At 44.6% G+C, this 11,750-nt stretch carries 12 protein-coding genes and 2 riboswitches; of the genes, 2 read left to right on the forward strand and 10 right to left on the reverse strand.

Annotated elements, in window-relative coordinates:
* The first annotated feature begins 194 nt into the window (after positions 1-194).
* On the forward strand, positions 195-584 hold the full coding sequence (locus WQ57_RS17880) for a VOC family protein (RefSeq protein ID WP_046525127.1): 390 nt from the start codon (positions 195-197) through the stop codon (positions 582-584).
* A gap of 160 nt (positions 585-744) precedes the next feature.
* Here WQ57_RS17880 and WQ57_RS17885 read toward each other — a convergent pair whose 3' ends face one another.
* The 3 genes from WQ57_RS17885 to WQ57_RS17895 form a co-directional block, all read right to left on the reverse strand.
* The gene (locus WQ57_RS17885; protein ID WP_241481576.1) at positions 745-933 is read right to left on the reverse strand and encodes a hypothetical protein; all 189 of its coding nucleotides are present in this window, start codon (positions 931-933) and stop codon (positions 745-747) included.
* A 135-nt stretch (positions 934-1,068) separates the two neighbouring features.
* Positions 1,069-2,289 (reverse strand): MFS transporter, encoded by a 1,221-nt coding sequence (locus WQ57_RS17890; protein ID WP_046525128.1) that lies wholly within the window; start codon positions 2,287-2,289, stop codon positions 1,069-1,071.
* A 171-nt stretch (positions 2,290-2,460) separates the two neighbouring features.
* The gene (locus tag WQ57_RS17895) at positions 2,461-3,135 is read right to left on the reverse strand and encodes an NAD(P)H-dependent oxidoreductase (RefSeq protein ID WP_046525129.1); all 675 of its coding nucleotides are present in this window, start codon (positions 3,133-3,135) and stop codon (positions 2,461-2,463) included.
* Positions 3,136-3,326: 191 nt separating this feature from the next.
* Between WQ57_RS17895 and WQ57_RS26895 the strand changes: the two genes are divergently transcribed.
* Positions 3,327-4,199 carry a LysM peptidoglycan-binding domain-containing protein gene (locus WQ57_RS26895; protein WP_046525130.1) on the forward strand — a complete coding sequence of 291 codons (873 nt, stop codon included), beginning with the start codon at positions 3,327-3,329 and terminating at the stop codon, positions 4,197-4,199.
* 156 nt (positions 4,200-4,355) lie between these two features.
* On the opposite strand, the gene WQ57_RS17905 is transcribed toward WQ57_RS26895, so the two are convergent.
* The 7 genes from WQ57_RS17905 to WQ57_RS26900 form a co-directional block, all read right to left on the reverse strand.
* Positions 4,356-5,468 carry a 5-methyltetrahydropteroyltriglutamate--homocysteine S-methyltransferase gene (locus WQ57_RS17905; RefSeq protein ID WP_046525144.1) on the reverse strand — a complete coding sequence of 371 codons (1,113 nt, stop codon included), beginning with the start codon at positions 5,466-5,468 and terminating at the stop codon, positions 4,356-4,358.
* Positions 5,469-5,568: 100 nt separating this feature from the next.
* A riboswitch (SAM riboswitch) is annotated at positions 5,569-5,668 on the reverse strand.
* 93 nt (positions 5,669-5,761) lie between these two features.
* Entirely contained in the window at positions 5,762-8,053 is a 2,292-nt protein-coding gene (gene metE / locus WQ57_RS17910; protein WP_046525131.1) for a 5-methyltetrahydropteroyltriglutamate--homocysteine S-methyltransferase, read from the reverse strand.
* A gap of 174 nt (positions 8,054-8,227) precedes the next feature.
* A riboswitch (cobalamin riboswitch) is annotated at positions 8,228-8,408 on the reverse strand.
* Positions 8,409-8,492: 84 nt separating this feature from the next.
* A complete protein-coding gene (locus tag WQ57_RS17915) occupies positions 8,493-9,272 on the reverse strand; it encodes a Cof-type HAD-IIB family hydrolase (protein WP_046525132.1) in 780 nt (259 codons plus the stop codon).
* Between the two features lie 186 nt (positions 9,273-9,458).
* The gene (locus tag WQ57_RS17920; RefSeq protein WP_046525133.1) at positions 9,459-9,944 is read right to left on the reverse strand and encodes a hypothetical protein; all 486 of its coding nucleotides are present in this window, start codon (positions 9,942-9,944) and stop codon (positions 9,459-9,461) included.
* 386 nt (positions 9,945-10,330) lie between these two features.
* Positions 10,331-10,636 (reverse strand): hypothetical protein, encoded by a 306-nt coding sequence (locus WQ57_RS17925; protein WP_046525134.1) that lies wholly within the window; start codon positions 10,634-10,636, stop codon positions 10,331-10,333.
* A gap of 105 nt (positions 10,637-10,741) precedes the next feature.
* Complete coding sequence (locus WQ57_RS17930) at positions 10,742-11,533, reverse strand: hypothetical protein (protein WP_046524994.1); 792 nt, start codon at positions 11,531-11,533, stop codon at positions 10,742-10,744.
* A gap of 31 nt (positions 11,534-11,564) precedes the next feature.
* On the reverse strand, positions 11,565-11,750 hold a 186-nt coding region (locus WQ57_RS26900), incomplete at its 5' end, for a YbxH family protein (RefSeq protein WP_046525135.1).

Consider the following 11,750-nt stretch of genomic DNA (forward strand, 5'->3'; position numbering starts at 1 on the left):
GCCGAACGGGAGAAAGCAGCAAATTTCAGGAATCAAAGCCAAGACGATAAAAGACGGAAATAGAATTATAGTAAATAAATAATCGGGACGGTACAAGGTGATGTATCGTCCTGTTTTGTTGTACTCCCATTTTCATCAATGTCCTTTCTGATATATGCTATATTTTATAGGGATACAAATTGGAGGTGGATTGCTTGATTACATATAAGGAACTACATCATGTTAGCTTAAACGTGACAGATTTGGAGAGGGCCAAGAAATTTTATGGAGAAGTGCTTTGCCTTAAGGAGCTCGAGCGCCCGAACTTTGGGTTTCCCGGAGCATGGTATAAAGTCGGGCAGCAGCAGCTGCACTTGATTGTTCTCCCTTCTTCCCAAACGCTTCGACAGGACAAGAAGGTTGGCAGCCGGGAAGGCCATTTTGCGCTGCGCGTTGGCAACTACCACGAAACACTGGAATGGCTCGAGAAGCATGGAGTGGAAGTCTTAAAAAAGCCCGATAGCGTAAGCGGATTTGCCCAGATTTTCTGCGCGGATCCGGATGGAAATCTTATTGAGCTGAATGTCGACCAGAAGGATTTGTGAAGAAAAATAGGCCGTGGCACTTTTTGGCAGATAAAAAATTGAAAGGGATTGCCTGACGGCAATCCCTTTCATTTCCCCATTCCTCCAGTTCCAGCGGGTTGTGCTTCAGCGATTCAAAGTATTTAAATTCGGTTTTTTATATCTTCTCGCAAGGATTCAATCATGTCATCCGATAAATCCGCTGGCAAAGATGTGCCATCCTCAAAATCCAGGCATTAACAAGCTCCAGGTCGGCTTTTTTAAACGTAATGCGGTAATTCTTCCCATGCTGTTTGAAATCTGCGGTTGCGTACTCTTCAATACCCATCTCATCATCAATAATCATGTCAGTAATTTCATAGTTCTCCATGACCAATCTCCTTCCGTGCGCCTGGGGCGGTTCTTCTGCATTATTTATAAGTCTTCCCTCACTTATTGGCAGAAAAACATCATGATCTTTAACAAAAAAAAAGACCGCAATTGCGGTCTCAGCTTTTTTGGAAGTTTATTGCGAGGCCAGGGCCCTTCCGCTTTTTTTAACCTGTTTAACCGGCCTGAGGGCCTGTTCCTTCCAGTAAACAAAGATGGCAGCAGCAAGAAGCATGATTCCTGTTGCCGCAAAAACGAATTCTGCAGGGAAAAATCCCCCGATTACTCCGCCAATCAGCGGGCCTGTCATTCCCCCAATTTGGGTGGCCGTCTGATTTAGACTGAAAGCCCTGCCGCGAAAATCCTCAGCTGTGAATTTGACAACCAGGCCATTCAATGCGGGGAACACCGCACAGAAAAAGATGCCAAAAACAAATCGGCTGATTGAAAAACCAATGATATGGGCGAACATAATCTGGGCAAAGGTTCCAATCCCGCCGCCAAGCAAGCCGATGAAAAGAACCCGGTGGAACCCAACTTTATCTGCCCATTTTCCCCATAAAGGCGCAAACATCGTACTGGCAATCCCCGGCAGCGCAAACACGAGGCCAGCCACCATTACCGCTTTACCCGTCGAGCTGCCCAATTCCATGATGTACAACGGCAAAATTGGTTCAATGGTGAGAATGGAGCTCGCGGTAACAACCGTCAGCAGCAAAACCAGCATAAAGGGTTTGTTCCGGCAAGCGATTTTCAGGTCGTTCTTCACCGAACCTGGTTCCTTGCTGGGCTTAAAGTTCTCTTCCTTTACAAACAGGATGATCAGGATGGTCGACAGCAGAACGATGATTCCCGCGCTGCCAAAGGCCATTCGGTTTCCTACCAGCTGGGCAACCACTCCGCCAATCAGCGGCCCAACGATTCCTCCGGAGGCAGACGCGGTGGAAATCATCGACAGTGCATATCCAACCTTTGTTCCCGGAGTATTGGTCCCCACCAAAGCAATCGCGCCTGGAATAAATCCTGTCAAAAGTCCCTGGGAAATTCTCAAGACAAGCAGTTGATACTGGTTGGTAACAAACGCCGTCAGAAGATAAATGATAAACAAAAAAAGCCCTGCCCGGATGATCATTGGCTTTCTGCCATACTTGTCTGCCACCCGCCCCCAAAACGGAGAAGCAATCGCACCGGCAAAGAAAGCTGCGCTGAACAAAAGGCCTGACCATAATTCAATGTGGTCGGTAACTCCAATCTCCGGCAAAAAAATCGGGAGAAAGGGAATGACCATTGAAAAACTCGCAGAAGTAAAAAAGACGCCAAACCAAAGAACAAGTAAATTCCGCTTCCATACTTCCATATTGTCCGCTCCCCATTTTGTATGATATGGACATCATACCACAAAACAAAAATATTTCCAGTCTCGAAATATCTGAGTGTCTAAACAATAAGTGGTCTTTCTGTTTCACTGCCCTCATGAACACTAAAGTAATAAAGGCACTCATCCTCCCCGGATGAGTGCCCTTAAGAATTATTCAACCCACTGAACAATGTCCTTCATAGGTTTTCTTGTTTTTGGCCTAGGTTCCCTAGCCCGGTAGCCAAACGCAGCCATGACTGATAAGGCTAGATGGCCATCTTCCAAGAGTCCATCTTCCTCAAGAAGACCGTTTACTTTTTCAAAATCAAAACCTTCGATTGGACAGGAATCAATTCCGATTAAAGCTGCTGCCGTCATCATATTCCCAAGTGCGATGTACGTTTGTTTGCAAGCCCAGTCAAAAATCGCCCTATCACTCTCAAGCAGGTTCAAATCATTTTCCTGAAACTCTTTATACCGAACCAACATTTTGGCAAAGATATCTTCCGGAATTTGCTTTACATTCAACATTTGGTGCTTAACATAATCACTATCATATTTTGTATCCTTGACCGTACGGGCCAGGATCAGGACAAAATGGCTGGCGGTTGGCAGCTGCCCTTGAGCACCCCATGAAACCTCACGCAGTTTTTCACGCAGTTCCTTGTTTTGGACAACGACAAACTTCCACGGTTCATAACCGACAGAACTCGGTGACAGTCTTGCCGCTTCCAGAATAAAGTTGAAATCTTCGTCCGAAATCTTTTTTTCGGAATCGAATTCCTTTGTGGCATGTCTAAATTGAAAAGCTTCCAGTATTTCCTGTTTTTTTGCTTCACGGTCCATTAATTGCAGTCTCCTTTTGATGAGTTTATGGTTTTTAATCTAAAACAGATTAACAGCACTTAGCAAATAAAATGCCTCATGCCGCTGGATTCATACACCTTGAAAGCCCATTTCTTCTAACCTTTGAAAACGGGCTCTTCCTTATGCAACGCTTGAAAATCTGACACGTCTGTGATTATGAGGTGATAAAAGTGAAAAAATTCAAATATTTCACACGGTTGACTTTTAGTACTTTGCTGATGGTGTCCTTATTGTTTTTCGGCGCTGGTTCTGGTTCTGCTAATGACGATTCCATCACTGTCAAGAAAGGAGATACGCTGTACAGCCTATCAAAAAATTACAACCTGTCTATCCAGGAGTTGAAAGATTATAATCTCCTGACAACCAATACCATTTATGCCGGTCAAAAATTGCTCATACCGGGCTTGAACCAAAATATCCCTTTGTATGTTGTGGTTGGCGGATCCTATGCACAGAAGGCGAACGCCGATAAGCAGGCGGCAGCTTTGAAAAAGAAGAACATCGACGTGGTTACTGTAAAAAAAGTGATCAATGGCAAGCCTTTTTATCGTATCCAGGCCGGAGTGTTTTCAAATAAGCTTAATGCGGAGAAACAAAAACAAATTCTTAAAAAGAATGGAATCAAGGATGCCTATGTCCTCACGGAAAAACCGCTTCATTTAAATGGAATCAACGTGGGCTCCTCGTACAATCATCTGCTTAAGCAGTTTGGCAAACCAATTAAAACAGAGGATTATCTGAATGTCAGGTCACTGTATTATCAAAAGCACGGTGCAGGGGTGCGGGTAAATTTCAAAATGGATAACGGCTCTGTTTTCGGCTTGCAAGCCTACCCTGAATTTTTAAAAATGACTTCTGTTCCGAAAGAGAAAAGCAAAGTTCTCGATATGTATGGGTACCCTAACGAGGTAAAAAAAGTAACTTGCTATGAGAGCGCTTCGTGCGAACAGTTCATATATCTTCTAAATAAAAACAAATTGACGGTTCAATTTGATCGAGATGGAAGGAGTGTTCAGTATTTGGATTTGAGCAGGATGGAATAACATGAGCTTTTGCTTTTTTTGGCGGCGAGTCCGAATGAGGGCGACTTTCGGACTCGAGCCCATACTTTTCTTCCTGGCGTGTCCGAATCAGCGCGTCATTCTTACCCAAGCGCCAATAATAAAAAAGGATGCCGCAGCATCCTTTTTTAATTTCTATTAATAATCCCATACTTCTTTCGCGACTTCCACAATCAGCTTCAATTTTTCCCACTGCTCTTCTTCTGTCAGGTTGTTTCCGTGATGGGTGGAAGCGAAGCCGCACTGCGGGCTGATGCACAGCTGCTCGAGTGGAATGAATTGAGTTGCTTCCTTGATTCTTTCCTTGATGGCGTTTTTGTCTTCCAGCTCTGGGAACTTGGAGGTGAACAGCCCGAGTACGACCCGTGGTGCACCTTCCCCATTAGGGATAAACCGTAAAGGTTCGAACGTGCCAGAACGCTCATCGTCGAATTCGAGGAAGAATCCATCGACTTTTTCCCTTGCCAGCAGGGTTGGCGCAATAATGTCATAGCTGCCGGCGAACGCATAGTCGGATCGGTAGTTTCCCCGGCAAATGTGGGTGGTTACGTACAAATCCTCAGGCTTTCCTTCTAAAGCGCCATTTACCACACGCAAGGCAAGGTCAATCAGGTATTCACGTGAAAACTGGGCGTCGCTGAATGGAAGGGATGGCGCAGAAAGGCCGGCAATATAGACATCATCAATCTGCAGGTAGCGCACTCCCATTTCATAAAATGCCTTAATGGTAAGTCGGTAGGCCTCAATGATGTCTTTGGCAAAATCTTCCCAATCGGTGTAGATTTCCGGATTGATGATCCCCGCATTGAAAAACTGGTTCGGGCTAGGGATGGTTACTTTGGCAACCGCCCTGTCTCCCACAATTTCAACCAAGTCCTTTGCATGCTGGATGAACGGGTGATCAGGGTTGAACCTCACTCGATCGATCGCACGCACGTCATGCTTGTCTGTTTCCAATTTGCTGAACTGGTACCCCTTCTCCGGCGTGTATCCTTCCATGCCAAGCAGGTTCTCCATGAAGTCCGTGTGCCACCAGTTCCGTCTGAACTCGCCATCTGTTACGGCTGTTAATCCAACTTCAATCTGCTTGTCTACGATTCTCCTAACTTCAGTAAGCTCTATCTCCCTCAATTGTTCTGCACTGATTTCACCATTGTTGAAGCTTGTCCTCGCTTCAAGCAAGTGCTTCGGTCTTAGCAGACTTCCTACATGATCGGCTCTGAATGGTGCTTTAGTTAACGTGATTGACATGGTATATTCCCTCTTTCTTCTTGTAAATCCATATGTAAGCCCAAATAAAAAACCTCTTCCTGCAAAGCAAGAAGAGGTTTTGGCGATATGGTCATGGCTCTTCTTATCTTCAAGCTTTACGCTTCTGGAATTAGCACAGTTCTTTACAGTCTGTTGCTGAGGCATCGCAGGGCCAGTCCCTCCGCCTCTCTGGATAAGAGTGTTATTAAGTTAACTATTACTCTATCCATATATGATTGATTTGTCAAGGAACATTCTGAAACTTTTTAAAAAGGAAACATTCTCACTTTTTGCTAAACCATTTGCTCTTGCTTCTGGCGCAGTTTCCGGGCTGCTTCTACCATATTTTTAAGAGAAGCAATCGTTTCTTCTTCCTTACGAGTCTTAAGGCCGCAATCCGGGTTCACCCAGAACTGTTCTTTGGGGATGACTTTCAAGCTATCATCCAGGATGGAATCAATCTCTTCAATACTTGGCACTCGAGGGCTATGAATATCATAGACTCCCAATCCAATTCCCAGTGGATAGGGATTCCTTTTTAGAGATTGTATCAATTCGCCGTGACTCCGGGATGTTTCTATGGAAATGACGTCAGCATCAAGGGCGGTGATTGGCTCGATAAAATCATTGAAATCACAGTAACACATATGGGTGTGGATTTGCGTTTCATTTTTCACGCTGCCGGTTGCCAGTCTAAAGGCTTGAACTCCCCAAGCCAGGTAATCATCCCAGTTTTCCTTGCGCAATGGCAGGCCTTCCCTTAGAGCGGGCTCGTCGACCTGAATAATCGAGATCCCTGCGTCCTCCAGGGCACGAATCTCCTCTCTTAGTGCCAGGGCAATCTGGGAGGCTACCTGGGCCTTTGTGAGATCATCGCGGACAAATGACCAATTCAATATTGTGACCGGGCCCGTCAGCATTCCTTTTACAGGCTTTGATGTCAATGCTTGGGCCTCGGCAACTTCCTTTACGGTCATCGGCGCTGTCCATTGGACATCCCCATAGATAATTGGCGGCTTCACGCAGCGGGAACCATACGAAACTACCCAGCCATCTTTAGTAAAAGCAAATCCGCTCAGCTTTTCAGCAAAATATTCAACCATGTCTGTACGCTCAAATTCTCCATGCACCAGTACATCCAAGCCGATTTCTTCCTGTATTTCAATCCAGCGAGCTGATTCTTTTTTTACAAAATCGGCATAGGCATCATCTTTGATTTCCTGATTCCGCCATGCTTTCCGCGTACGTTTCACCTCACCCGACTGAGGGAAGCTGCCAATCGTGGTTGTCGGATAGTCCGGCAGTTTCAACACTTTTTGCTGCAAAGGCTGACGGTCCCTGAAAGCTAATGGCCGCCTGTAATCCTCGGGTTCCACTTTGGTGACCAGCTCTCTCACAAATTCATTTTTTCTTTCCTTGTGCCGAGCCAGCTCCTGGATCGCGAGGATGCTTTCCGAAACGCTCCTGTTTCCATACCATGTCTCATCTCGAACATAGGACGCCACCTGGGTGATCTCCACAATTTTTTCATCTGCAAATGACAGGGCATTTTTCAATACAGGGTCAAGGTCGCTTTCCAGTTTCACTGTAACAGGAACATGCTGTAGGCTGCATGAAGACTGGATCCAGGCTTCGTTTACCCCGCTCAAGCTAACGACAGCCTTGATATCCACTGCCAGTTCGGCCAAATTGGCTCTCCAAATATCTCGTCCGTTCACAAGTCCGATACCCAGGACCTTTTCCTTGGGAAAGCCATGTTTAGTAAGTGAGGCCATATTCTTCTTACCACCGTGGGCAAAGTCCAGGCCAATCCCGGCGACTGGCATCCGGGAGAGTTCTTCAAAACAGGATGGTCCTTCGAAATAGGTTTGCAGCATGATTTTGACCGAAGGAACTTCCTGTGCCAGCTGCCGGTAAATGAATTGCACCAGCTTTACATCATCAGGAGTCAGGGAAAGGACCAATGCCGGCTCTTCCACCTGAACCCATTCTGCCCCGGCGTCTGACAGCTGCTGCAATACTTGTGCATACAGCGGGAGGAGCTTGAGATAAAACGAGGCTTTCGATAATTCATCGTAGCCTTTGGAGAGCTGGACAAACGTAAATGGCCCAATGATGGCAGGCTTTGTGACTAATCCCAGTTCTTCCTTCGCTTCCATAAAATAATCAAGAAGGTAATTGTTTGTTAACTGAAGAGGCTGCCCCTCATACTCGGGGACAATGTAATGGTAATTCGTATTAAACCACTTCGTCATTTCACTGGCGACAGCATCTCTGGCTCCCCTCGCCATTTTGTAATAGGTAGCCAGGTCCAACTTTCCCCCTGACCATCCATAGCGGGATGGAACCATTCCAAACATCGCGGCGTGGTCAAGCATGCGATCATACAAAGTAAAATCACCCACTGTCAAAAACTCCAAACCCAGTGACTGCTGGCGCCGTAAGTGATTCAAGCGCATCTCCTTCATATCGGAAAGAAACTGCTCCTCTGTTAAATGGCCATTCCAAATGGATTCCACACAGCGTTTCCATTCCCGGTTCTCTCCAATATAGGGATAACCAATGGCAGTGCTTACGACCTTCATTTCCTGTTCCTCCTTAAAATCATTTTACATATGTCCAAATACAAAAAAGCCATTTCCGCAATCGGGAAATGGCTCTACATTCAAGTTAGGGTATGCTTTTAAAATTGTAGCAACAGACTCTTAACTCGTATGTCGTACAAATAAAGGTCACCACCTATTTCCACGTAGGTATCTGGTGTGTACTGGGAATTGGCAGGTCTCCTGGCTCATCATCAACGCTTCCCGCGCCTTCCCGTCCAAAGACAGTGGCATATGCGAGTCACTCCGATTTACAGTTGCGGGACAGCGACGGATTTTCACCGTTCTTCCCTTTTAAGCCAAGCCTCAGCTTGGCACCAACTCTTACACGATATGTAATTGTTCCTTACTATATCATACAGGATCCTTTTCGTATACCTGTTTTCTGAATTTAGTGTTTTTTATCAAAATCCTGGGGTAGTTACAATAGGCCTACCATTCGAAGGCCGTGAAGGATCCCATCGTCTTCAACCGATTTGGTCACATGCTTTGCTGCTGCCTTTACTTTTTCCACTCCATTTCCCATCGCGACACTATTTTGGATTGTCGAGAGCATTTCCAAGTCATTAAGTCCATCACCAAAGGCATAGATTTGTTCTTCATTGATACCCATTTGTTTCACTAATTTCTCAATACCCTTGGCTTTGGATCCTCCTCCAGGGATAATATCAACAGAGACGGGATGCCATCTTACAAAATCGAAGTCGCTAAACTGCTCTACGTATTGTTTTTCTTCCCCTTCCTGGCAGAATAGGAGACTTTGATACAACTCCCGGCCAACGTAATATTGAGGATCATGCGTGGGAAATTGTGAAATTTTTAGGGTGCTGATGCTCTCTGTGATATAGTTGTGCTCGGGAACATTTGCCTTCATATCTTCATGATCCATATAAACAACCGGGTGTTCATTCCGCACAGCTATCTCAGTTAATTTTCCCAAAGATTGTGTGTTTAGCGGATTGGTGTATATCACTTCTCCGTTCAAAACCACATAAGAGCCGTTATAACTGACAAAAGTATGTATATCCAGTTCTTCCCGCAGTTCCTTGAACATAAACGGGGCCCGTCCGGTGGCAATCGCTACAATATGCCCACGGTCCTTAAGTTCTTTAATCGCTTCCTTGGTGGACAAAGGCAATGTCTTTTCATGTGTCAGCAATGTCCCGTCAATATCAAAAAAAATTAAGCTTTGTTCAGTCATTTTCTCCCCTGCTTTCAATGCATTAGTTTAAATCCTTTTGTCAAGTGTATATGATGAAAAGGGTTTCATGTCAAACGGGAAGGCTTGTTGTTTGGACTCGTTCCATTTCATTGCTGTCTCAATGACCGTTGAACGATTAGCACGCCAAAAGCCAGGAGTATATGTCACCTGGCAGTTAGTTAGGCTTTAATGTGAGGTTTGTTGATTTCCGGTTCCTCTGATCTTGTCATACAGGTACTGAAATGCATACATCAAATAGGCTTTAAAGTGGAGATAAATAAAAAACTGGAAGTGATTCAGGCGATTTAATCGAATAATCTTTAGCTTTCTTAAGACATCAATAAAGTAGAACGCAAAGATCGAATCTGCCACAGCATTTAGAAAAATGAATTTCTTAAAATTTCCATACGATATTTTAAGAAGCCACATGGATAAAGGCATATAGGGCCCGATACTAAAAGGCAGCTCGTCCCTTAGGAAGGAAGCGCGCTTTTCATAAAACTTCCACCATTTTCGTTTATGGCCGTAAATATGATTAAAAATCTCGAACACCACGATGAAAACGCCCGTTAACGTATAACGCTGAATACTTCGTTTACCAATTAAAAATAACGACATCCAGGGAATGATAATGATGGTTAGATTAAATAAAAGGTGTCTCCTCGAAATCATAGGCCATTTCACCTCTGCCACTTTTTGAACTCTTTATTAAACTGTCCCATCTCAATTCAACCTATCCCACCAAGTTTGAAAAATTAACGGAAAAATTCCGCTTACATTGGAAAATACCAACATTTCCCGTAATATAAGGGGAGTTTTTCCGTTTAAATGGGTCTAACTCCTAGATTTAGTGCCTATATAAAGAAGTTAATCGGAATTTCTCCGCCTATTTCTGCTATTTAAACACCTTTCATTTACCTTAACCGGAATTTCTACGCCAATGAACTCCTTGCGTGCGTGATGAATCAACAATGAACAATAAAAGTCCAATTCAATTGCGAATTGGACTTTTACTATTGTGTTCTTATTAAAATTTCCCTCTCAAAACCGTTTTCCTTTTAATCACATAATGCCCATTTTCCGCAATTGCCGCATTGCAGGATGGATAACATTCGATTGGTGGCAGAATCAAGTTCGTTCTCAGCAGGGACGCCTACTTCCCAGCAATGCAGGACATAATTCTCGTAATCGTCTGCTCTTTCATCGATGCAGTGGCATTCAATAAAACCATGATGCTCAAACACCCGGTCAGGCAGGACAGAAGTAAATTCAGTCAGATGCTGTTTAATGTATTCCACTTCCCGATTGGATGGCTTTGTCATTGTGGAAGCATAGGCAACCGTAAAATCCTCTTTATTAATCACTTCATCGCCTCCTATTTAGCCTAATTCAACCAGTAAAACGTTAGGAAAGCAAAAGCCTTTAACTCATAATACCCTGCTTTAATAAAAATTGATCATTGGTTCAGGTTAACAAACGCCCAATATCCATCCCTCAAATTGCTGGGCACAATTTTTCTCTTCTTCCGTTAGGGTTGCAGGTTCAAAATACTTCCCAAGGGTCCCATTCGCATCTCTTTCCTGCAGCCAGGCCGCGATAGCAAAGGCGTCCTGTGCATCACGTGGCCAATTATGGGGAAAACGGGGATCAGACTTCTTGTATCTTTGAATCAGGAGGGCCGGGTAGACTTCCGCCAGAATGCTTTCTCCGTTAACTGGCGTCCAGCCATCAAACGGCCAGATATGGAGATTTTCATTCACCGATTTACGCAGCTCAAATACCCAGGGAATCCCTGCATGGGTCGAATAGGAGACGGCCCCGGTCATTTGCTCGAAATTCCAGGCGCTTTTGGCGGACGATGTAAATGTCTCTGTTAAACGGAGTTCATGAGAATCGGGATAGCCGGGTACTCTGTTTCGGCAAACACTCACCGGCTCCGACTTTGTATCCCAAAGTGACTGGAAATGAAGGAGAAACTGGTCCCAATTCTGCAGGTGATGCTGTTTAAAATAGGACTGTGGAAATGACAAGCAATGGTCGATACCGATAATGTATTTTTCATTGGCACCTTTTAATTTTTGTTTAAGATACTCATAAACTTCTTTCCGCGACCAGCTAAAAGTTCGGCCCTGGCTTTCAGGAGGGGAGATCCGTTCGAAATCCCCTCTGGAATCCATTTTTACTACCTGGATGCCAGTAACACGCTGAACAGGGCTGCCTCTTCCCGAATAATCTATGCCAATATAACCATCAAAAGACATGGCAAGTTCCTCTCCCTCTCTTGTTCACAGTTTAAATCCCGTGCGTTTCACAGTATTCGTCAATAACCTGTTCAATTTGACCGGGATCAGGAGATGTTCCTGAAAATGAAAACTTCAGCTCTTCAAGGAATTCTCCTTTTCGATAAACATGGACGGCTCCATCCTGACTAATGACACTATACTCGGGTTCAAATCGGTATCCATTTCGTTCAACTGC

Origin of the sequence: Mesobacillus campisalis (genome assembly GCF_000986785.1) — a bacterium.
Classification (GTDB): domain Bacteria; phylum Bacillota; class Bacilli; order Bacillales; family Cytobacillaceae; genus Mesobacillus_B; species Mesobacillus_B campisalis.

Coding starts and splice junctions, on each gene's coding strand:
- WQ57_RS17885 (WP_241481576.1), bottom strand. CDS start 933: ATGGAGAACTATGAAATTACTGACATGATTATTGATGATGAGATGGGT.
- WQ57_RS17890 (WP_046525128.1), bottom strand. CDS start 2,289: ATGGAAGTATGGAAGCGGAATTTACTTGTTCTTTGGTTTGGCGTCTTT.
- WQ57_RS17895 (WP_046525129.1), bottom strand. CDS start 3,135: ATGGACCGTGAAGCAAAAAAACAGGAAATACTGGAAGCTTTTCAATTT.
- WQ57_RS17905 (WP_046525144.1), bottom strand. CDS start 5,468: ATGTCAATCACGTTAACTAAAGCACCATTCAGAGCCGATCATGTAGGA.
- metE (WP_046525131.1), bottom strand. CDS start 8,053: ATGAAGGTCGTAAGCACTGCCATTGGTTATCCCTATATTGGAGAGAAC.
- WQ57_RS17915 (WP_046525132.1), bottom strand. CDS start 9,272: ATGACTGAACAAAGCTTAATTTTTTTTGATATTGACGGGACATTGCTG.
- WQ57_RS17920 (WP_046525133.1), bottom strand. CDS start 9,944: ATGATTTCGAGGAGACACCTTTTATTTAATCTAACCATCATTATCATT.
- WQ57_RS17930 (WP_046524994.1), bottom strand. CDS start 11,533: ATGTCTTTTGATGGTTATATTGGCATAGATTATTCGGGAAGAGGCAGC.